The sequence below is a fragment of the Pseudomonas sp. GM21 genome, from assembly GCF_000282215.1.
Taxonomy (GTDB): Bacteria; Pseudomonadota; Gammaproteobacteria; order Pseudomonadales; family Pseudomonadaceae; genus Aquipseudomonas.
In genome coordinates this window covers 13778-35310 of record NZ_AKJS01000134.1, presented here as the reverse complement: position 1 = coordinate 35310, position 21533 = coordinate 13778, and the positions used below count along the sequence as shown (strand labels likewise).

Below are 21533 nucleotides of genomic sequence, written 5' to 3'. Positions count from 1 at the left end.
AGCCTGCGTCCGGCTGCGAAGCAGCCGTGAAATCAGACAATGCGGTGTTTCAGGGAATCCGCGTGTACAGGATTTACGACTGCTTCGCAGCCGGACGCAGGCTTCGCCAGCTGCTACAGAGTTCGACTCGCGCTTAACTGATCGGCATGGGGTCAGCCTCCTTCTTTTATTACCTTTCGGAATTCCCTAGATGAAAGCTATTGCTTACTACAACTCGTTGCCGATCAGCGACGAAAAATCACTGCAAGACATCGAGCTGCCAGAACCGGTTGCCGGTCCCCGCGACCTGTTGGTGGACGTCAAAGCCATCTCGGTCAACCCGGTGGACACCAAGGTCCGCCAGAACGTCCAGCCTGATGAAGGCGCGGCCAAGGTGCTGGGTTGGGACGTGGCCGGTGTGGTCAAGGCCGTCGGCAGCGAAGTGACCTTGTTCAAAGTCGGCGACAAGGTCTTCTACGCGGGCTCCATCGCCCGCGCAGGGGGTAACAGCGAACGCCATGTGGTGGATGAGCGGATCGTTGGCCACATGCCCAAAACCCTCGGTTTCGCCGATGCCGCCGCGCTGCCGCTGACCGCGATTACTGCCTGGGAACTGCTCTTCGAACGTCTGCAAGTGCACGAAGGCAACACCGATGAAGGCCAACGCCTGCTGATCGTCGGCGCGGCCGGTGGGGTGGGTTCGATCCTTACGCAACTGGCCAGTCAGCTCACCGGGCTCAATGTCATCGGCACCGCCTCCCGTCCACAAACCCAGAGCTGGGTACGTGAACTGGGCGCCGACCTGGTGATCGATCACAGCCAACCGCTGAGCGAGGAGCTCAAGCGTGCCGGTGTGGATTACGTGACCCATGTCGCCAGCCTGACCGAAACCGATCATCACCTGGACCAATTGGTCGAGGCGCTGGCGCCGCAAGGCAAGCTGGCGTTGATCGATGATCCCAAGTCGCTGGACGTGACCAAGCTCAAACGCAAGAGCCTGTCGCTGCACTGGGAGTTCATGTACACCCGCTCGCTATTCGAAACTGCGGACATGATTGAGCAACACCGTTTGCTCAACCGTATCGCCGGGCTGATCGACGCCGGCACACTGAAAACCACGGTCGGCGAGCACTTCGGCACCATCAACGCGGCCAACCTGCGCCGTGCACATGCGTTGCTGGAGAGTGGCAAGGCCAAGGGAAAAATTGTGCTTGAAGGGTTCTGAAACAAGTTGAAACAGTGTCGTTCAGGAATGGACGACACCGTCAGTCTGACAGTTGACCGCTGTCACAATAGCGATCGTATTCGGGTCTACAATCGAATCCTCTGCGGCATATTCTTTACGTAGCATCTTTTACGAGAGGAGAGATCAGCAATGAAGATCCTGATAAAAGAAGTGGCTAAATCACAATGGCAGGTCCGTCTGGACCAGCTTGCCGTGACATTCCGCAGCGAAGCCGAAGCACTGGCCTTTACCCGAACCCTCGAAGCACGCCTGTACGCCCCCCATCAAATTCCCGGTCACCAGCAGCGCGCTGCTGGCTGAATCCGCCCTCAGACCTGGGCTTGCGCCAACGCCCGGGCAGTTTGCAAACGCCGGGTGAGCATCGCCATGCTCACCACCAACACTGCGCACAAGCTGATGACCATCGCCATCGGCATGGCGCTGCCATCGTGCAAAACACCGACCAGCGCAGCGGCTCCGGCCGCGACGGTGAATTGCAGGCAGCCGAGCATCGCCGATGCACTGCCGGCGCGGGCGCCCTGCCCGTTCATGGCACACGCCGACGCGTTGGGGAGGATACAGCCGAGGCTGGAAATACATATAAACAGCGGAATCAGCAATGGCCACAAATGCTCGGGTCGCAGCGCACTGACGGCAAGAAGCGTCAGACCGGCAATCAGGTAGACCCACACGGCACGTGCCAGCAAAAATGCCGGGCCACGCTTGGCCAGCAATCGTGCGTTGACTTGCGCCACCAGAATGAACCCCGCCGCGTTGGTGCCGAACAGCCAGCCGAAATGCTCGGCCGGTACACCGTAGAGTTTGATGAACACGAACGGTGAACCGGCGATGTAGGAAAACATCCCGGCGATGGCGATACCACCGGTCAGGGCGTGGCCGAGAAATACCCGATCTGACAACAGGCGACCGTACTGCCTGAAAGCCCCCGACAACGGCTGACGCGGCACATGCGCGGGCAGGCTCTCCGGCAACCCGAGGGCCACGGCCAATCCCGCCAAAGCGCTGAAACCGGTCAACACCAGAAAGATCGACTGCCAACCCGTGGTGTTGACCAACACGCCACCGAGCATCGGCGCGAGAATCGGCGCCAGCCCCATGACCAGCATCAGTTGCGAATAAACTTTCGCCGAACCCACGGCATCACATTTGTCGCTGACCACCGCACGGGAAATCACCATCCCGGCACAACCGCCTAACGCCTGGACAAAACGCGCGCCGATCAACCATTCAAGGTTCGGTGCATAGGCGCAGGCCAACGAAGCCAGGGTGAACAAACCGACCCCGGTCAGCAACGGAATACGCCGCCCGAAACGATCGGCCACCGGGCCGTAGGCCAGTTGACCAATCGACAATCCGAGGAAATACGCCGCCAACGTCAGTTGAACGTGTTTTTCATCGGTGCCGAAGGCGAGCGCCATCGCCGGGAAGGCCGGCAAATAGAAATCGATCGCCAGCGGACCGAAAGCGCTCAGGGCGCCAAGAATCAAAATGGTACGGAAATTCATCAGGCATCCAGTTGGACATGAGTCGTCAGGCCGACAGTCTAGCGGTGCATGAACGCCTTGAACATAACGATAGCTTGCTAACTAACAAAATTCTGCCGAATGGATGCAGGGATTTGCGCTGGGTCAGGCGACTTTGATCTCGTAGCCTTCTTCAGTGATCGCGGCGATCACTTGCTCGGTCGTCAGCGCGCTTTCAACCCCGACTTCCCTGGCAGCCAGATCGACCCGCACACTGGCCGCCGGATCTTTGGCTTGCAGCGCCTGGGTAATGGCTTTGACACAGTGACCGCAAGACATGCCCTGAACGTTGAACACTTGCATGGTGTGGCTCCTTTATTGAGGTTGCGAGCAGTCTCGAGCTTGCCACCATGGCAAGGTCAAGTTCTTCAACAATCTGCCGGGCTGGCAATCGGCGTCGCGCTCGGCCAAGCTGCGGGCATCAATGACTCGACTTCAGGAGATTCAGCCATGCGCTGGTCAGCTCTCAGCCTGTTTGGCTTCCTCAGCCTCTTTGCCGCGACACCTTCGGTTCACGCTGCCGGGGAAAACTATGGCGTACTGATCATTTCCCGCGAGCGCCTGGAAGTTTCAACCTCCTGCGAGATCGGTGTGTACATCCAGGACGAACTGTCTGCACGACTGTTCCAGGAGCAAAGCACCTCGTTCAACCTGCCGCCGGGCAATGTGTCCTTGCGCCTCAAACTGCTGCCGGGACAGATGCCGGGATGCAACCCGGGCATGCTGGTACCCGCCGCGCAGAACATCGTGCTCAAGGCCGGCGATGTATTGAAGTACCGGATTGCGATGTCGCAGGAAGGGATGTACCTCAAGCCCGCCATTCTCGACTACTGACAAAAATCCTGTGGGAGCGGGCTTGCCCGCGATGATGGCGGCACATTCGACATCACATCGACTGAGGCACCGCTATCACGGGCAAACCGGATCGCCGCACCGCCGCTCCCTCACTTAGTCTGCGGCAATTAGCAGACTGGCGCTTGACCTTGCCCGCATGGCAAGGTTGATCCTGTAGGCAACTACTACAGGGAGTGCGACCGATGTCCGAATCCACCACATTCGACCTGCCAATTGCCGGCATGACTTGCGCCAGCTGCGCCGGGCGTGTCGAGCGAGCCTTGAGCAAAGTCATCGGGGCCTCCGCCGTCAGCGTCAACCTGGCCACCGAACAGGCCCGCGTCCAGGCGCCCAGCGACAGCTTGCCTGCGTTGATGGATGCGGTTGAGCAGGCTGGTTACAGCGTACCGCAGCACAGCCTGGAACTGAGCATCGACGGCATGACGTGCGCCTCGTGTGTCGGCCGGGTCGAGCGTGCATTGTCCAAGGTGCCGGGGGTCAAGAACGTCAGCGTCAACCTGGCCAACGAACGCGCCCACCTCGAACTGCTTGGCCACGTCGATCCGCAAAGCCTGATCGCGGCGGTGACCAAAGCGGGCTACTCCGCCAGCGTCCGGGAAGTCGAAAACCCGCCAACCGATACTCAACAACAACGCCTGCACCGTGAGCGCTGGGCGTTGATCATGGCCATCGTCCTCGCCTTGCCGCTAGTCCTGCCGATGCTGCTGCAACCGTTCGGCGTGCACTGGATGCTTCCTGCCTGGGTTCAATTTGCGCTGGCAACGCCGGTGCAATTCATCTTCGGTGCGCGCTTTTATGTGGCCGCCTGGAAAGCCGTGCGCGCCGGGGCCGGGAACATGGATTTGCTGGTCGCCCTCGGTACCAGCGCCGGTTACGGCCTGAGTGTTTACGAATGGGCCACCGCCGCCGGACGCATGCCGCACTTGTATTTCGAAGCCTCGGCGGTGGTGATTGCATTGGTGCTGTTGGGCAAGTACCTGGAAAGCCGCGCCAAACGCCAGACCGCCAGCGCCATTCGCGCCCTCGAAGCCTTGCGCCCGGAGCGGGCGATTCAGGTGATCGATGGTCGCGAGCAGGACGTCGCCATCAGCGCTTTGCGTCTCAATGATCTGGTCATGGTCAAACCCGGCGAACGCTTCCCGGTGGACGGCGAAGTGGTCGAAGGTCAGAGCCACGCCGACGAAGCGCTGATCAGCGGCGAAAGCCTGCCGGTGCCCAAACAACCGGGGGACAAGGTCACCGGTGGCGCGATCAACGGTGAAGGCCGATTGCTCGTTCGCACCCAGGCCTTGGGCGCGGAAACTGTGTTGGCGCGCATCATTCGTCTGGTCGAAGATGCCCAGGCCGCCAAGGCACCGATTCAGAAACTGGTGGATAAAGTCAGCCAAGTGTTCGTGCCTGCCGTTCTGTTGATCGCATTGGCGACGTTCATCGGTTGGTGGCTGTACGGCGCGCCGATTGAAACAGCCTTGATCAATGCCGTCGCGGTGTTGGTGATTGCCTGCCCGTGTGCGCTGGGGCTAGCGACACCGACAGCCATCATGGCCGGCACCGGCGTGGCGGCACGCTACGGGATTCTGATCAAGGATGCCGAAGCGTTGGAGCGCGCCCATGAAGTCAGTGCGGTGGTGTTCGACAAGACAGGCACACTGACGTCAGGCGCACCGCGCATTGCTCACCTGACGGCCATCGACGGTGATGAAGAAGCCCTGCTGCAACACGCCGGCGCGCTGCAACGTGGCAGCGAACATCCGTTGGCCAAGGCAGTGCTGGACGCTTGCTCCGAACGTGGATTGACCGTGGCCGATGTCAGCAACAGTCAATCACTGACAGGCCGAGGGATCGCTGGCACGCTTGAGGGTCGTCGACTGGCATTGGGTAATCGGCGTCTATTGGAAGAAAGTGGTTTAAACGCTGGCTCGTTGGCGGGCTCGGCAACAGCCTGGGAAACCGAGGGCCGAACCCTGTCCTGGCTGATCGAGCAAAGCCCGGAATCGAAAGTGCTCGGCCTCTTTGCCTTTGGCGACACCCTTAAACCCGGCGCCCTGCAAGCCGTGCAACAACTCAGTGCGCGGAACATCAGCAGCCACCTGCTGACCGGCGACAATCGCGGCAGCGCCAACGTCGTTGCCCAGGCATTGGGCATCACGGATGTGCATGCCGAAGTGCTGCCTGCCGACAAAGCCGCCACCGTCGCCGAGCTGAAAAAAACCGGCGTGGTGGCGATGGTTGGCGACGGCATCAACGACGCTCCGGCCTTGGCGGCGGCGGACATCGGCATCGCCATGGGTGGCGGCACCGACGTGGCCATGCACGCGGCCGGGATCACCCTGATGCGCGGTGATCCACAGCTGGTGCCGGCAGCGCTGGAGATCAGCCGCAAGACGTACGCGAAGATCCGCCAGAACCTGTTCTGGGCCTTCGTCTATAACCTGATCGGCATACCGCTGGCGGCGTTCGGCTTCCTCAACCCGGTGCTGGCCGGTGCGGCCATGGCGTTGTCGAGCGTCAGTGTGGTGAGCAATGCGTTACTGTTGAAAACCTGGAAGCCCAAGGACCTGGAGGACAATCGATGAACATCGGCCAAGCAGCCCGGCAAAGCGGCCTGAGCGCGAAGATGATCCGTTACTACGAGTCCATCGGCCTGCTCAAGGCCGCCCATCGCACCGACAGCGGCTACCGTGTTTACGGCGACGACGATATGCACACCCTGGCTTTCATCAAGCGCTCCCGGGACCTGGGGTTTTCACTGGAAGAGGTCGGCAAGCTGCTGACCCTCTGGCAGGACCGCCAACGCGCCAGCGCCGATGTGAAGGCCCTGGCCCGTCAGCACATCGACGAACTGAACCAGAAGATCCGCGAACTCGGCCAACTGCGCGACACCCTGCAAGACCTGGTCGAACATTGCCAGGGCGACCATCGCCCCGACTGCCCGATCCTCAAGAACCTGGCATCGGGTTGCTGTGCCGGACCTGTTCGTACCTGATCCGATCCCACAGTAATTTTGCTGCAGACAGAACATCTGCGCATCGCATCGATTTATTGTGTGTTGCACAAAAAACCCGGCCGAAGCCGGGTTTTTTGTTTAGCGGGTCACTGCATCCAAGGCGGAGGCGGCTCTTCGGCTTTGCTCGGTGGCGCGTCGTCAGCAGCGCGGATCGCTTGCTTACGCTCTTCGTCCAGCCGTGCGGCCTCGATTTCGCGAATGATCCCGCCAACGTCGGCCAACTCTTCCGGCTCGTCGAACTCCCCGGTCAACATACTGGCCGGGTGCAAGGTGCCGGCTTCGTACAACGCCCACATTTCCTTGGCATATTTGGTCTTTTTCAACTCCGGCGCAAATCGCCCGAAATAAGACGCCATGTTGCCCACGTCCCGCTCCAGCATGTTGAACGCGTGGTTGTTGCCCGCCGCATCTACCGCCTGAGGCAAGTCGATGATGACCGGGCCGTCCGGCGTCAACAGCACATTGAATTCGGACAGGTCACCGTGCACCAGGCCGGTACACAACATCAGCACGATCTGCGAGATCAGGAACGCGTGATATTCGCGCGCCTGGTCCGGCTCCAGCACCACGTCGTTCAGACGCGGAGCGGCGTCGCCGTATTCATCGGCCACCAGCTCCATGAGCAGTACGCCTTCGAGGAAGTCATACGGTTTGGGCACCCGCACACCGGCACCAGCCAGACGGAACAAAGCCGCCACTTCGGCGTTCTGCCACGCGTCTTCGGTTTCTTTCTTGCCGAACTTGGAGCCCTTGGCCATCGCACGAGCCTGTCGGCTGTTGCGTACCTTGCGGCCTTCCTGATACTCGGCCGCCTGACGGAAACTGCGTTTATTCGCCTCCTTGTAAACCTTCGCGCAACGTAACTCGTTGCCGCAGCGCACCACATAAACAGCTGCTTCTTTACCACTCATGAGTGGGCGCAGCACCTCGTCGACCAGACCGTCCTCGATCAGGGGTTCAATGCGTTTTGGAGTCTTCATCAGCTTTTATTGTGGGTCCTTTATTACCAAACACGCGAAAGTCATTCGTTATACGGCAATCCAGTCGTTCGGGGGAGGGGTTGCCGACCTATGAACGTCGTGAAGCACGCAATGTGCCGGATTAATCACTCATCCGCCGCCGGTCGTCAACAACCGGCCGAGATCATAGCCGAGCCAGCGATCTTTGTTGGTAAAGGGTTTTGAATGTATTTACGACAGGAGCTTACATAAATGCCCATCCCACTCGTAGGAATTTTCCAACCAGTCTTCAATTTCCTCCATCGAATAGCCGAAGTCATCGGGGCAAAGGTATTTATCCGACAATTGTTCCTACAGTCACGCCGCTACACTCTATTGCTTGAAGAGTTCGCCGGGGGTAAACCCGAACAGGCCTTTGAATGCGGCAATAAACGCCGACGTGGAATCATACCCACACGCCAGCGCAGCATTGGTCACGCTGTCGCCCTCCTCCAGCAAACTCAACGAAGACAACAGCCGCATCCGCTGGCGCCAGCCGCGAAAGCTCAACCCGGTCTCACGCTGAAACAGGCGCATCAGGGTCTTTTCCGACGTCCCCAAGCGCTCCGCCCAGAGCTGCAATGTCACGTTCTGCTCGGGACTTTCAATCAGCTCGTTGCACAACCCCAGCAGCCGCTCATGCCGTGGCAACGGCAGGGAAAACCCTACCTCGGGCAAGTTCGCCAACTGATCCAGCAACACATTCACCAACCGCGCTTCCTGGCTGTCGCCCTGTGGGTATTCCACGGGCAGCAAGCAAAAACTCTTGATCAGCTCCCGCGCCAGCGGTGTAACTTCCAGCACGCGGCAGCGCCCGTCTGCCCACTCACAATCCTCACGGCGCACGTACAGACTGCGCATTTCGGCGCGCATCGACGTCACGACCTGATGCTCCAGGTCCGCCGGAATCCAGATGCCCCACTGCGGCGGCGCAAAGAAACTGCCTTCGGCAGTGTGCACACCGAGAACACCGCTGATGGCATAGGAAAACTGCACCCAATCGTGGCGATGCGGCGGCGTCCATGAGCCGGCATTCAGGCTTTCTACTCGCGCGAATAGCGGACGCGGCAGCACAGACAGTGTCGGAATGGTTCGTTCGAGGGAGATTTGTCCGTTAGTCGGCATCAACTAGCCTTGTGTCGCAAGAGGGCTGATGGGGCCGACGTTAGGCCAAGTCATCAATTTCTACAAACACATTCCCTGTGGGAGCGGGCTTGCCCGCGATAGGGGCCGCACATTCGACAACTCTATTGCCAGATACACCGCTATCGCGGGCAAGCCCGCTCCCACAGGTTCCGGTTTCTGCCAGTGCAATCTTCAGCGCTCGATAATCGCGGTGACACCCTGGCCTCCGGCCGCGCAGATCGAAATCAATCCCCTGCCCTTACCCGCCGCATCCAGCAACTTCGCCAGGTTGGCGACAATACGGCCGCCCGTCGCCGCAAACGGATGCCCCGCCGCCAGTGAACTGCCTTTGACGTTGAGGCGGCTGCGGTCAATGGAGCCCAGCGGTGCATCAAGCCCGAGCAGGGTTTTGCAATACTGCGGATCTTCCCAGGCCTTCAACGTGCAGAGCACCTGCGCAGCGAAGGCCTCGTGGATTTCGTAGTAGTCGAAGTCTTGCAAGGTCAGGCCATTACGCGCCAGCAATCGCGGCACCGCATACACCGGCGCCATTAACAGGCCCTCGGTGCCGTTGACGAAATCCACTGCCGCCGCTTCGCCATCGCGCAGGTACGCGAGGATCGGCAGGCCACGTTCTTTGGCCCATTCTTCACTGCCCAGCAACACCAGCGACGCACCGTCGGTGAGTGGCGTGGAGTTGCCCGCCGTCATCGTGCCCTTGGCGCTTTTCTCGAAGGCCGGTTTCAGCTTGGCGAGTTGTTCCAGGGTCAGGTCCGGGCGCAGGTTGTTGTCGCGGGTCAGGCCGAGAAAGGGCGTCATCAGGTCGTTGTGCCAGCCTTCGGCGTAGGACGCGGCCAGATGGCGATGGCTCTCCAGCGCCAGCTGATCCTGTTCTTCCCGGGGGATTTGCCAGGTCTGCGCCATCAGCTCGCAATGTTCTCCCATGGACAAACCGGTGCGGGGTTCGCCATTGCGCGGAAATTCCGGGATCAGGTGCCGGGGCCGCAATTGCAGGAATGTTTTCAGTTTATCGCCGGTGGTCTTGGCCCGATTGGCTTGCAGCAGGATCCGGCGCAGGCCTTCACTGACACTGATCGGCGCATCGGAGGTGGTATCGACACCACCGGCAATGCCGCAATCGATCTGCCCCAGGGCGATCTTGTTTGCCACCAGCAATGCCGCTTCCAGCCCGGTGCCGCACGCCTGCTGGATGTCATAGGCCGGCGTTTCGGGTGACAGCCGCGACCCGAGCACACACTCGCGGGTCAGGTTCATGTCCCGCGACAATTTGAGCACTGCGCCCGCGACCACTTCGCCCATGCGCAGGCCGTGCAGGTTGTAGCGCTCGATCAAACCTTCGAGCGCTGCGGTGAGCATCGCCTGGTTACTGGCGGCGGCATACGCCCCATTGGAACGGGCGAACGGAATACGGTTACCGCCGATAATCGCGACGCGGCGCAGCTGAGTCATGAAAAGCTCCTTGTGAAATGTCTGAAAACAACACCGCCCCCTGTGGGAGCGGGCTTGCCCGCGATTGCGGTAGATCGGCCAACAAATATGTTGGATGTGCTGGCCCCTTCGCGGGCAAGCCCGCTCCCACAGTTTTCTGCATCCCCCCGCAAGTTCTGCTAAACCCAAGCTCCAACTACTCTGCAATGTTCAAGCGTAGGCCTTATCTCGTGGATCGAACGACTGATTGCCATTCGTGGTCCACACTTTGAACCCCAGCTGCCGGAGCACGTTCCATGTCTGACCGTTATATCGACTTCGCCAATTCGTCCATCGGCCATCGCCTGGTCGGGGCCCTGGGTCTGCCGTCGCCGGTCCGCCTGGAGCGCTGGCAGGCAGGCCGACTGCGGCCTGTCGAAGGGGCGTTGTTGATTGGCGGGGGGCCATTGGCTGAGAAAGTCAGTGCTTTCGCCAATCGCCTGACCGACGCGATTTACAGCTACGGCACCGAGCCGTCACTGGCCACCGCGTGGATTCCCGGCCACGGTCCGAAACTTAAAGCCGTGGTGTTCGATGCCAGTGACCTGGAGCAAACCGGGCAGCTAAAACAGCTGCGCGAGTTCTTCCAGCCGCTGATGAAAAACCTCGATCACTGCGCGCACCTGGTGATTCTGGGCCGTGCGCCAGAAACCTTGAGCGACCCATTCGCCGCCAGCGCCCAGCGCGCACTGGAAGGTTTCAGCCGTTCGCTGGCCAAGGAACTGCGCAGCGGTGGCACCTTGCAGTTGATCCATGTCGGCGACGGTGCCGAGGATCAACTGGAAGGGCCGCTGCGGTTTTTCCTTTCACCTAAAAGCGCGTTTGTGTCCGGGCAAGTAATCCGGTTGAAGGCGTGCGACACACCGGTTCAGGACTGGACGCGACCGCTGGCCGGACGCAAGGCGTTGGTGACCGGCGCAGCGCGCGGCATCGGCGCCTCGATCGCCGAGACCCTGGCCCGTGACGGCGCCGACGTGATCCTGCTCGACGTGCCGCCCGCCAAAACCGATCTCGACGCCCTCGCCGCTCGCCTCGGCGGGCGCAGCGTCACTCTGGATATTTGCGCTGAAGACGCCGCCGCACAGTTGATCGAACAACTGCCTGACGGTGTGGACATCGTCGTCCACAACGCCGGGATCACCCGCGACAAAACCCTGGCCAACATGACCCCGGAATTCTGGGACGCGGTGCTCGCGGTCAACCTCAATGCGCCGCAAGTGCTGACCAAGGCCCTCCTCGACAGCGGCACCTTGCACGACAACGGCCGGGTGATTTTGCTGGCCTCCATCAGTGGTATCGCCGGCAATCGCGGGCAAACCAACTACGCCGCGAGCAAGGCCGGGCTGATCGGGCTGGCGCAAGCCTGGGCGCCGTTGCTGGATCAGCGTGGGATCAGCATCAACGCAGTCGCGCCGGGGTTTATTGAAACGCAGATGACCGCGCACATCCCGTTTGGCTTGCGTGAAGCGGGCCGCCGCATGAGTTCACTCGGCCAGGGCGGCTTGCCGCAAGACGTCGCCGAAGCCGTGGCCTGGCTGGCGCAACCGGGCACCGGCGCGTTTACCGGGCAAGCATTGCGTGTCTGTGGACAAAGTGTCCTGGGGGCCTAGTGATGATCACTGATTGGCACACACTCGACCGCGAACCGAGCCTGCCGGCGTTGTACGCGCGAGCGGCGACACGGCGCAAAATCACCGGCACCACGTTGCCCGATACGGGTTTGCACTGCTGGGTCGATGTCGATCCAAAGCGTCTGGCGGCGTATCGCAACGTCTGCGGGTTTGCCGACAACGGATTGTTGCCGCCAACCTATCCGCACATCCTCGCGTTTGCCTTGCAGATGCAATTGCTCACTGCCAAGGATTTTCCGTTTCCCTTGCTGGGGTTGATTCACCTGAGCAACCGCATTCGCGTCTTGCGGCCCATGGGCGGCGTGCATCGGGTACGCGTCGGCGTGCAGGTGCAAAATCTGCAACCGCACGCCAAGGGCGCGACATTTGATCTGGTGACCACGCTGAACGACCAATTGGGAACGCTCTGGGAGGCGCAAAGCCAGATGCTGTGCCGGGGCGTCAATCTGGACGGCGAGCCGGTCGAAGAGGTGTTGGCAACCACACTGGAGATGATGGAAGTGAGCCGCTGGAAAGCCCCCGCCGATATTGGCCGCCGGTACGCCAAAGTGTCCGGCGATTACAACCCGATCCACCTGAGTGCCGTGAGCGCCAGACTCTTCAGTTTCCCAACCGCCATCGCCCATGGATTGTGGAACAAGGCGCGCACGCTGGCGGCGCTTGCCGATCACCTGCCTACGGCAAACATCGAGATTGCCGTGCAGTTTCGCAAACCAGTGCGGTTGCCCAGTGAAGTGACATTGCTGGCGAGCGCGGCGGGGTCCAGTGGGGACTTTCGGTTGGTGGGCGTTGGGGAGCTTGAGCACATGGTCGGGGATTGGCGGCCGGTGGCTGACAGAGAAATCCTTTGAGCGTTTGAGATGGCTATCGCGAGCAGGTCGAATCGTCGCACCGTCACTCCCACAGGGGATTTGTGTTGATGTGCAAATCCAATGTGAGAGCGAGCCAATGTGGGGTCAGTGGGCCAATGTAGGTGGGTAGTTGGCCAGGATCCGTACGACGGTCTCATGTATTGCATTGCTACGATCCGTCGGGTTCGGCGAGCCGCTGAGCAGTTGTTCGTCGCTGCCGCGCCACACCAGTTTGCCGTCCTTGCCATCGAGCAGGTCAATCTGGATGGTCGCCACTTTGTAGCTGACGTTGCGGGTTTCGTTGTACATCGGCGCGCCCCAGTAACCGTACCAGGGGTTGCCATAACCGCCGCCATAGTTGGTGGTGACTTGTTGCTGACGCTCTTCGACGATCAGATAAGTTTGGACGTTCAAGTCACCCTTGGTGCCGGCGGACGCCGGACGCAAGCCTCGCTGATCCAGTTGATCGGCTACGGATTGGCGGATGCGTTGCTCAGTCAGGTCACTCTTGATCCGTGGATCATCGGGGCGATATTGCAGGGCGGGTTCTTTCCAGCTCCAGCTGCGGTAGGCGGCAAAATTGCGGCTGGCGTCGTAGTCGTGATTGACCTGGTTGGCGGCGCAGGCACTGAGCAGCGCGGCCACAGCCAGTACAGCGAAACGGCGGAACATGATGTTTCTCCAGTGACATGCGCAATGCTTCTTATCTACAGAGGCTAACTGGGAGGATACGCCGACATGGCCTTTTCTACAGCCTCTCGCAGGGCATCGGCTTGCTCGCTCTGGCTGCCGCGATTGATGGTTTCAGCGCTGCCGCTCCACACTGACTGACCGGTGCCGGCATCGTACATGTCCACCTGCACCACCACGACTTGTTCCTGATAGGTGTGCAGAATCGGCACGCTGCCGTACAGGCCGTAACCGCTGCCGTAGTGGTTGTAACCGCCATAACCGCCATAGCCGGCGCCGTAATAACCGTAGTCGTCCTGCACCTGACGCATGCGGGTTTCGAGGTACAGGTTGGCGCTGACAAACAGGTCTGCCGGACGATCATCGTGCTGCGGTCGCAAGCCGCGCTGATCGAGCGCATTACTGACCAATTCAGCCACCTGTGCCGAGTCTGCCCAGGTGGTGCCCGGTGGCAGATGACCGTCAAGCCACGTCCAGCTGCGATAGAGCCCGAAGTCACGCGGTGGCGCCGGGTAGGCGCTGCGGTCGAAGGTGGTGGCGGCGCCGGGGGGCGCCGGCGGTATCGGGTTGGACGATGCCACATAAGGGTTGCTGCCCTCACAGGCCGCCAGCCCCAGGCAGATCACCAGCAACCCTGAACGACTTTTCATTTCGTATTCCGCTCAGATCGGCCGACAGATCCAGTGCAGATAGCGCCCAAGCCCGGCAAAGCTCGGGTGCCGACGGTGGGCCAACTCCATTTCGAGCAAGTCCACCAGCTCGGCGCGGGCCTGGAACTCCACCGGCATATAATCGTGAAAAACCCGCACACCACTTTGGGTTTCGACCTGCCACAGACCTTCAAGTTGCGCCGCCAACTCGCGCGGGTCCAGTGGCTGTTGCGGGGTCAGGCTCTGCTTCTCGCCGGCCATGTCGTTCTTGCGCATCTTGCGGAAGTGACCCTTGAGCAAGTTGCGGTAAATCAGCGCATCGCGGTTGTAGAAGGCCAGGGATAACCAGCCGTCTTTCTTCGTCAGTTGATGCAAAACCGGCAAAATCGCATGCGGCTCGGCCAGCCACTCCAACACGGCATGGCACAGCACCACGTCATAGGGTTCGGTGAGCTGACCGAGCAGCTCCTGCCACGGCGCCTGAATGAATGTCGCGTTCTGCCCGGCTTCGGCGAAGCGTTGGCGGGCGCCTTCGAGCATCGGCTCGGCGGGCTCGGCCAGCGTGACGTCATGCCCGCGTTGAGCCAGCCACAACGACATGTGCCCCAGACCGGCACCGATGTCGAGGACGCGCAGCGGCCGGTCCGGCAGCGTTTCAGCCAGGTCGGCCTGAAGCACCGCCAGCCGGATTGCACCTTTGGCCCCGCCGTAGATTTTTTCGGCGAAACGTGTCGCCAGTTGATCGAAATGACGATCGCTCATCAGCTGAACCTCTTTTCGCTGTCTGCGAGTTTGCTGCGCACGACTTCATTCATGTCCAACCCCAACTCGCTGCACAGCAGCAATAAATAGAGCACGATATCGCCCACTTCCTGCCCGGCGTGGGCAAGCTTGTCGGCCGGCAGCTGACGCGACTGGTCTTCGGTCAGCCACTGGAAGATCTCCACCAATTCGGACATTTCCACGCTGGCCGCCATGGCCAGGTTTTTCGGGCTGTGAAATTGCCGCCAGTCATTGCGATCTCGGATGGCGTGCAGGCGTTCGGTCAGTTCAACAAGGTTCATCGGGCTCTCCTGAAGGCGTATAGCTTCGGGGGGATGGCCGGGGATGGCAAGGGCGCTTTTTACTGTGGGAGCGAGCCTGCTCGCGATAGTGGCGGCACATTCAACATATATTTATCTGACACACCGCTATCGCGAGCAGGCTCGCTCCCACAGGTTCAATGCAACCCTCTATGCTTGTGGGGAACTCGCCACTGCGATCATTGGCCCAAGGCTCAACCACTTTCATCAGGACGTTAACCATATGCAGGTAGAAGGTTTTTTCGAATGGCTCGGCCAGGCGCTCGGTTCGGTCATCCGCTTTATCGTTGACGCCCTGAGTGGCTTGTTCAATCTGCTGAGCCATGCCGGCAGCAACTTTGTCGAAGGACTGTCCCGAACGCTGGGGATGGACGCTTCAATCATCAGTATCATCGCGCTGATTCTGGGATTGATGCTGTTGTGGTCGGCCATTCGGGCCTTCATGAATGCGTCGATCATCATGGGGATCATCTGGCTGGTGCTGGGGCTGTGGTTGCTGAGCTGGATCATTCACTGACACCACCCTTCCCCCCTGTACCTGATCGTTCCCACTCTGCATGGGAACGATCACCACCAACTGTCGCTACAATGCCGGCTTCGCCAAGGAGCCTGCATGTCCAACCTGATTGCCGACTGGCGTGACCGCCCGACCCATCGTCGGGTCTGGGCGCTGGCTGCGCCGATGATTCTGTCGAACATTTCCGTACCGCTGGTGGCGTTGGTCGACAGCACAGTCATCGGCCACCTGCCCCACGCCCATCAATTGGGTGCCGTCGCGGTCGGTGCCAGCTTGTATACGCTCCTGGCCTGGGCCATGGGATTTTTGCGCATGGGCACCACCGGCTTCGCGGCACAGGCCGCCGGACGCGGGGATGGCGCGGCGTTGCGGCAGATCTTGCTGCAAGGTTTGTTGTTGGCCATGGGCCTGGCGATTGTCCTTGGCGCGGTCGGCGTTCCGTTGAGCGGCGTCGCGCTGCACTTCATGCAACCGTCGCCCGAACTGGATCAACTGACCCGCGAGTTTTTTCACACGCGGTTGTTCGGTCTACCGGCGGCCCTGGCCAGTTATGCTCTGGTCGGCTGGTTCCTCGGCACCCAGAACGCTCGGGCACCACTGGCGATTCTGCTGAGCACCAACCTGGTGAACATCGCGCTGAACCTGTGGTTCGTCCTCGGGCTGGATTGGGGCGTGGTCGGTGCGGCCCGGGCGTCGGTGATTGCCGAATGGACCGGTGCGCTGATTGGCCTGCTGCTGACGCGCAAAGCCTTGCTTGCCTACCCAGGGCATATCGTCTGGGCCGCGTTGGCACTGTGGCAGAGCTGGCGGCCATTGCTGGCGGTCAATCGCGACATTTTCATCCGCAGCCTGGCCCTGCAATCGGTGTTTTTCCTGATCACCGTGCAGGGCGCGCGACTCGGTGATGCCACCGTTGCCGCTAACGCGCTTCTGCTTAACGGCCTGCTGCTGACGGCGCACGCACTGGACGGTTTGGCGCATGCCGTGGAAGCCTTGTGCGGGCACGCCATCGGCGCGCGTGATCGAGTGGCGTTGCGCCGTTCACTGGTGGTGGCCTGCGGCTGGTCATTGCTGGCAAGCCTGGGTTTTGCCGTGCTGTTTGCGTTCGCCGGGCACCTGTTTATCGAGATGCAGACTGACATCCAGAGCGTGCGCGATACCGCGTTCATCTACCTGCCCTACCTCGCTATGTTGCCGCTGATTGCCGTGTGGAGTTACCTGCTCGACGGGCTGTTCATCGGTGCCACTCGCGCCCGGGAAATGCGCAACGGCATGCTGCTGACCTTGATTCTGCTGCTGCCCTTCGCCTGGGCTCTGCAAGGCCAGGGCAACCATGGACTGTGGATCACGTTTTTGCTGTTCATGGTGTTGCGCAGCCTGACCCTCGGTGCGTTTGCCTGGTACTTGCGCAAGAGCGACGGCTGGTTCGCTGGATAATGGGAGGCCAGGGTGTCAACGCGTTCAGGGTTGTTCGTTCTGCCACTGGTCACGCAGGCTATCGAGACGTTCCTGTTGAGTGATTCCCGGCAACGGCTGTAAAGGCACTGCGTCGGGGTACTGCAAACGTAGCCATAACCAGTCATCGAGGACCGGCCGTTCGCTGAAACCCAGCGCCAGCCCCTCCAGCAGATGGGACCACAGGCGGATGTAATCACTCCCGGTGGACTGGCTCCAGCGCCAGGCGTGTTGTTCCAGCAGGCAGGTTTGCAACGCGTCGCGCTGACGTGCGCTGAGGTCTTCCTCGATGCCAAGCGGATTGACCGCGAGCCCGGGATTGAACAACCGCTGCCAGCCCTGACAGCCAATTGCCCGGTCAGCCCAGGTTCCACCGAACCAGCGTAACTGGCTGATCGGACCGAGCCAGCGACTCAGCTCCCGGGCATCGCACGCATCGAAAAAATAGCTGGCCGTGTGGGGGTTGTAGTAACTCAGCAAGGCGCGGTGATGCAGGCCAACGGTGACGGTGAGCATGCGGCGCAGATGTTCGAGCAACTGCGCAGGCGATGCCTCACTGACCAGCCACAATCCGCGCCAGAGGTGGGGTTCGCGGTAGCACCGATCGGCCAGTGCAGGGCATTCGCTGAGGTCGACCAACACCGGCCCGTGCTCCCTCAACGGCTGCCATTCGGTGTCGTCAAACAGACAGAACTGTCGGATGTGGGCAAATTGCTGCCGCATCGCTGTAACGGCCCGAGGCTCGCCCGGTGCATCGAGCAACAACCATTGCGAGGTTGCTTCGGGAGCCAGTACGGCAATCATGCCGCACCGCTCTGGCCAAGCTGCGTCGCGGCCCGGCAAGTGCAAAAGGTTTGTGTGCATTGAGTGAAGCTGCCCCCGCCAGGCAACAGACACAGCAACACCAAGGGCTCGCTGGACTGTAACAAGCGCAACAATCCGTCAATCGACACGTTGTCATCTGCCACCGCAGCCGCTTGCAGCTCGGGCGAGTCTGACGCCTGAACCTCGGACGTGCCGCAAAGAAACCCGGTGATCAGCGGTTGATCCGGATCGCCGTCGATAAAACTCACCAGCACCTCAATACCTTCACTCAACGGCAGGACGAGCGCGTCGCGCAATTCTGACGCCATGGACAACCAGCAATGGCCAGGTACCGCGCCTTCGCCCTGATATAGCCAGTCAAACTGCACCGCAACGGGTCTGGAAGCGTCGGGTTGAGGCTCATCGACCTCGACTACCCAAGCCCGCTGCAGGCTGTGCATCCTGGGGCCAATGGCCAGGTTCATCGTCACATAAGGCAACACTGCGGCCACCGCGCGGATCCGGTTGCCATACGAAAACTCCGGCAGCTGTCCACCCTGATGCTCGACATGGGTCAGCAACCAAAGACGATTCCAGTCGGCACACGGATGACCCGTCATCGGCACGCGCTGGCCACTGCGCAGCGTTGCAAGGTTCGTATGGCCTTCGGCAGCCTGCGGGCTGCCATGGAGCGTGAACTGATGCACGCCGGGTTGTCCGGTGTCGGGCGCAAAGATCAACTCTGCGCCACTCGGATCGCGGCCCTGCCCGTCACCAATGACCAGACAGTGACCGCGCCTGCGATGCTCGAAGTGATAATGAAGTCCCTCTTGCGCACACAGTCGCTGGAAAAATTGCAGATCCGACTCCTGATACTGCGCACAGAAATCCCGAGGAGGGTAATCGCAGGTCAACTCGAATCGCCGGTCCTTGCCCGCAATGCCATGCTCCTTGAGCACCTGGGCAAGGATGTCCGGTACCGAACGGTTACTGAACATTCGCTGGCTGAACCGCAGGGCCAGGCACGCCAGTTTCGGCCTCAGGCTTACACGACAAAGTCTGCAGGGGGTGCCATGTCCAGTCTGGACGAGTTCATGCAACTGCCCGTGAATACCGTGCGCCGCAGGCCCGAAATGCAAAAAGGCTGGCCGGTACAACAAGCTTGCCAGGTCCAGCGCCGGATCAATGACCAGCACATCCACGTTGAATTCAAAGGGTTCGCTGATCGCTTCACTGCCGGTAAAGGCCAAGACCTCAAAGGGATCGGGCAGACCCGCTACATCCAGACGAAATGACGGCTCGTTGACTGGATCGAACATCGGCGATTCTCTACAGGAGGGGCGGCCGGGGATTCTCTCCGAGAGAGTTGGCCGAGTAGAGTGCCGAAATACAACTTAGGAAACGGCCTACGCGAAAAGAAGACGACTTCGCATGGATAGACGTGGATGTGAGTCATTTCGCTGAAAAACAAAGACGCGTCTCACCAGGTCATCTGAAATTTCCGCTGCGTGCGGAACATTTTCAGACAGCCTGATGAGAGCAGTGCCCTACCTCAAGAAGACAGGTAAGACGAACGGGTCAGACCCAGACGCAACGCGTCGAGGAACTGGGTGCGCTCGGCAGCGGTGATACGGGCACTGGCGCACTTGTCGCGGTAGTGGGTCATCAACTCTTCCGGCGACAAGTGCACATAACGCAGCATGTCTTCGATGGTGTCGTGGGTTTCGATACCGGCGTGGTACACGCTGCCGTCAGCGTTCTGGTAGATGTTCACCGAATCGGTGTCACCGAACAGGTTGTGCATGTCGCCCAGAATTTCCTGGTAAGCCCCCACCAGGAAGATCCCCAGCAGGTAGTCTTCACCTTCGTTCAGGGCATGCACCGGCAAGCTGGTTTCGATGCTCTGCTCGTCGACGTATTGCTTGATCTTGCCGTCGGAGTCGCAGGTCAGGTCTTGCAGCACGGCGCGGCGCAGCGGCTCTTCGTCGAGACGGTGCAGCGGCAGAATCGGCAGGACCTGGCCGATGGCCCAGGTGTCCGGCAGGCTCTGGAACACCGAGAAGTTGCAGATGTACTTGTCGGCCAGTTTGTCGTTGAGTTCGTCGAGCACCTGACGGTGCGAACGCTGACGGGCTTTCAACGAGTTGTGCAGGCGACGGCACACGGCGAAGTAGCATTGCTCGGCCAGGGCTTTTTGCGCCAGGGTCAGCTTGCCATCGGCGTACTGGGAAGCCACGTCGCTCATGTAGTGCGTCGCGCGCCAGTAGGTTTCGGTAACCATCTCGATGTCGGTCGGGCCCAGCAGGTCAACCAGCCATTGCACGGTTTCCGGCAGCTCTTCCTTGTTGTCGATCTTCGGCACGTCGTCGTTGTGTTTCTCGACGTCGGTGACTTGCACCACCAGCATGGCGTGGTGAGCGGTCAGCGAGCGGCCACTTTCGGAGAAAATGTTCGGGTGCGGCAGGCTCTGCGCGTCGCAAAATTCCTTGAGCATCCCGACCACGACACCGGCGTAATCGTCCATGTCGTAGTTGATCGAACTGGCGTTACGCGAATGCGTACCGTCGTAGTCCACGCCCAAGCCGCCGCCAACGTCGATGTGGTCCACCGGCAGGCCGAGGTTGCGCAGTTCGCCGTAGTAACGAATCGCTTCCTTGAAACCGTGCTGGTAGTCCGCCAGGTTGGCGATCTGCGAACCCATGTGGAAGTGCAGCAGGCGAATCCCTTGATCCAGGCCGGCTGCGCGGAAACGCTCGACCACCGACAGCAATTGCGCCGCCGACAGACCGAATTTGGATTTCTCGCCACCGGTGTCCGCCCACTTCGACGAGGCCAGGGACGACAGACGTACGCGCAGGCCGACTTGAGGCTTGACCTTCAGCGCCGCCGCTTCTTCGATCACCAGGCCGACTTCGGATTCTTTCTCGATCACGATAAAGACGTTGTGACCCAGCTTCTGGCCCATCAGTGCCAGACGAATGAACTCACGGTCCTTGTAACCGTTGCAGACGATAGTGCCGCCCTTCGGCGCCAGGGCCAGAACGGCCAGCAGTTCAGGTTTGGAGCCGGCTTCCAGACCGATGGAAACGTCCTGGGTGGCGATGATGTTTTCGATCACCGCTTCTTGCTGGTTCACTTTGATCGGGTACAGCGCGGTGTACTTGCTCTGGTATTCCAGACGCTCGATGTTCGCATCGAAGGCGCCGGTCAGCTGACGCACGCGGTCTTGCAGGATATCCGGGAAACGCACCAGCAATGGCAAGGACAAACCGCTTTTGCGCAGTTGGTCGACTTGCTCGAACAGATCAATAGGCGAACTGGTCGGACCGTTCGGACGAACTTCGACGCGACCGGCGTCGTTGATCGCGAAATACCCGGCCCCCCAATGGCGAATCCCGTAAACACTGCGGCTGTCCGCAACTGTCCATTGGCTGCCATCGTCTTTGCGTGTGCGTCGTACGGACATTGAAGTCCCCTATAAAGAAGTCATAGAGCGTCGCCTTGAGTTCAGGCCGGCGCAGTCTAAAGAATGAAAATGACGATTAGCCTGCATGCAAGGGCGATAGACCGCACATTCAGGTTTGAGTTTAGAAACCGGATCAGAACAGGCTCTGTGAAAACCATGTAGACGA

21 protein-coding genes are annotated in these 21533 nt (G+C 60.4%); 9 read left to right on the top strand and 12 right to left on the bottom strand.

Translation table 11 applies throughout. The annotated features are described in order from the left end of the window. The first annotated feature begins 190 nt into the window (after positions 1 to 190). Both PMI22_RS07475 and PMI22_RS31655 read left to right on the top strand, forming a co-directional pair. Complete coding sequence (locus PMI22_RS07475; protein WP_007947682.1) at positions 191 to 1204, top strand: zinc-binding alcohol dehydrogenase family protein; 1014 nt, start codon at positions 191 to 193, stop codon at positions 1202 to 1204. A 150-nt stretch (positions 1205 to 1354) separates the two neighbouring features. Then, entirely contained in the window at positions 1355 to 1525 is a 171-nt protein-coding gene (locus tag PMI22_RS31655; protein WP_007947681.1) for a hypothetical protein, read from the top strand. A gap of 8 nt (positions 1526 to 1533) precedes the next feature. Here the strand turns inward: PMI22_RS31655 and PMI22_RS07480 are convergent, their stop codons facing one another. Together PMI22_RS07480 and PMI22_RS07485 are read right to left on the bottom strand one after the other, a co-directional pair. Then, a complete protein-coding gene (locus PMI22_RS07480) occupies positions 1534 to 2730 on the bottom strand; it encodes a multidrug effflux MFS transporter (RefSeq protein ID WP_007947680.1) in 1197 nt (398 codons plus the stop codon). Positions 2731 to 2853: 123 nt separating this feature from the next. Further along, positions 2854 to 3051, bottom strand: a complete 198-nt coding sequence (locus tag PMI22_RS07485; RefSeq protein ID WP_007947679.1) for a cation transporter — start codon at positions 3049 to 3051, stop codon at positions 2854 to 2856. Positions 3052 to 3198: 147 nt separating this feature from the next. Between PMI22_RS07485 and PMI22_RS07490 the strand changes: the two genes are divergently transcribed. The 3 genes from PMI22_RS07490 (at position 3199) to cueR (ending at position 6589) form a co-directional block, all read left to right on the top strand. After that, positions 3199 to 3582, top strand: a complete 384-nt coding sequence (locus PMI22_RS07490; RefSeq protein ID WP_007947678.1) for a hypothetical protein — start codon at positions 3199 to 3201, stop codon at positions 3580 to 3582. A gap of 203 nt (positions 3583 to 3785) precedes the next feature. Beyond that, on the top strand, positions 3786 to 6179 hold the full coding sequence (locus tag PMI22_RS07495; RefSeq protein ID WP_007947677.1) for a heavy metal translocating P-type ATPase: 2394 nt from the start codon (positions 3786 to 3788) through the stop codon (positions 6177 to 6179). Then, the gene (gene cueR, locus PMI22_RS07500; protein WP_007947676.1) at positions 6176 to 6589 is read left to right on the top strand and encodes a Cu(I)-responsive transcriptional regulator; all 414 of its coding nucleotides are present in this window, start codon (positions 6176 to 6178) and stop codon (positions 6587 to 6589) included. The genes PMI22_RS07495 and cueR overlap by 4 nt, the downstream gene beginning before the upstream one ends. A gap of 107 nt (positions 6590 to 6696) precedes the next feature. Here cueR and PMI22_RS07505 read toward each other — a convergent pair whose 3' ends face one another. The 3 genes from PMI22_RS07505 to PMI22_RS07515 form a co-directional block, all read right to left on the bottom strand. Continuing rightward, the gene (locus tag PMI22_RS07505; RefSeq protein ID WP_007947674.1) at positions 6697 to 7590 is read right to left on the bottom strand and encodes a PA4780 family RIO1-like protein kinase; all 894 of its coding nucleotides are present in this window, start codon (positions 7588 to 7590) and stop codon (positions 6697 to 6699) included. A 351-nt stretch (positions 7591 to 7941) separates the two neighbouring features. Next, positions 7942 to 8733 (bottom strand): AraC family transcriptional regulator, encoded by a 792-nt coding sequence (locus tag PMI22_RS07510; RefSeq protein WP_007947673.1) that lies wholly within the window; start codon positions 8731 to 8733, stop codon positions 7942 to 7944. A 192-nt stretch (positions 8734 to 8925) separates the two neighbouring features. After that, positions 8926 to 10203: an acetyl-CoA C-acetyltransferase gene (locus tag PMI22_RS07515; protein ID WP_007947672.1), complete on the bottom strand. Its 1278-nt coding sequence runs from the start codon at positions 10201 to 10203 to the stop codon at positions 8926 to 8928. 275 nt (positions 10204 to 10478) lie between these two features. Between PMI22_RS07515 and PMI22_RS07520 the strand changes: the two genes are divergently transcribed. Then, the gene (locus tag PMI22_RS07520) at positions 10479 to 11831 is read left to right on the top strand and encodes a 3-oxoacyl-ACP reductase (protein WP_007947671.1); all 1353 of its coding nucleotides are present in this window, start codon (positions 10479 to 10481) and stop codon (positions 11829 to 11831) included. 2 nt (positions 11832 to 11833) lie between these two features. Beyond that, entirely contained in the window at positions 11834 to 12703 is an 870-nt protein-coding gene (locus PMI22_RS07525; RefSeq protein ID WP_007947670.1) for a MaoC family dehydratase, read from the top strand. 105 nt (positions 12704 to 12808) lie between these two features. Here PMI22_RS07525 and PMI22_RS07530 read toward each other — a convergent pair whose 3' ends face one another. The 4 genes from PMI22_RS07530 to PMI22_RS07545 are packed head-to-tail and all read right to left on the bottom strand — an operon-like array spanning position 12809 to position 15107. Beyond that, the gene (locus PMI22_RS07530; protein WP_007947669.1) at positions 12809 to 13375 is read right to left on the bottom strand and encodes a DUF4136 domain-containing protein; all 567 of its coding nucleotides are present in this window, start codon (positions 13373 to 13375) and stop codon (positions 12809 to 12811) included. A gap of 44 nt (positions 13376 to 13419) precedes the next feature. Beyond that, entirely contained in the window at positions 13420 to 14043 is a 624-nt protein-coding gene (locus PMI22_RS07535) for a DUF4136 domain-containing protein (RefSeq protein WP_007947668.1), read from the bottom strand. 12 nt (positions 14044 to 14055) lie between these two features. After that, positions 14056 to 14805 (bottom strand): methyltransferase domain-containing protein, encoded by a 750-nt coding sequence (locus PMI22_RS07540; RefSeq protein WP_007947667.1) that lies wholly within the window; start codon positions 14803 to 14805, stop codon positions 14056 to 14058. Next, positions 14805 to 15107 carry a MazG-like family protein gene (locus tag PMI22_RS07545; protein WP_007947666.1) on the bottom strand — a complete coding sequence of 101 codons (303 nt, stop codon included), beginning with the start codon at positions 15105 to 15107 and terminating at the stop codon, positions 14805 to 14807. The genes PMI22_RS07540 and PMI22_RS07545 overlap by 1 nt, the downstream gene beginning before the upstream one ends. Positions 15108 to 15348: 241 nt before the next feature. On the opposite strand from PMI22_RS07545, the gene PMI22_RS07550 reads away from it, so the two are divergent. Both PMI22_RS07550 and PMI22_RS07555 read left to right on the top strand, forming a co-directional pair. Next, positions 15349 to 15642: a hypothetical protein gene (locus tag PMI22_RS07550; RefSeq protein ID WP_007947665.1), complete on the top strand. Its 294-nt coding sequence runs from the start codon at positions 15349 to 15351 to the stop codon at positions 15640 to 15642. Between the two features lie 96 nt (positions 15643 to 15738). Beyond that, the gene (locus tag PMI22_RS07555) at positions 15739 to 17079 is read left to right on the top strand and encodes an MATE family efflux transporter (protein WP_007947664.1); all 1341 of its coding nucleotides are present in this window, start codon (positions 15739 to 15741) and stop codon (positions 17077 to 17079) included. A gap of 24 nt (positions 17080 to 17103) precedes the next feature. On the opposite strand, the gene PMI22_RS07560 is transcribed toward PMI22_RS07555, so the two are convergent. The 3 genes from PMI22_RS07560 to speA form a co-directional block, all read right to left on the bottom strand. After that, a complete protein-coding gene (locus tag PMI22_RS07560) occupies positions 17104 to 17901 on the bottom strand; it encodes a DUF4123 domain-containing protein (protein WP_007947663.1) in 798 nt (265 codons plus the stop codon). After that, the gene (locus PMI22_RS07565; protein ID WP_007947662.1) at positions 17898 to 19220 is read right to left on the bottom strand and encodes a contractile injection system protein, VgrG/Pvc8 family; all 1323 of its coding nucleotides are present in this window, start codon (positions 19218 to 19220) and stop codon (positions 17898 to 17900) included. Before PMI22_RS07565 ends, PMI22_RS07560 begins: the two co-directional genes overlap by 4 nt. Positions 19221 to 19453: 233 nt before the next feature. Continuing rightward, complete coding sequence (speA, locus tag PMI22_RS07570) at positions 19454 to 21367, bottom strand: arginine decarboxylase (protein WP_007947661.1); 1914 nt, start codon at positions 21365 to 21367, stop codon at positions 19454 to 19456. Positions 21368 to 21533 lie beyond the last annotated feature (166 nt).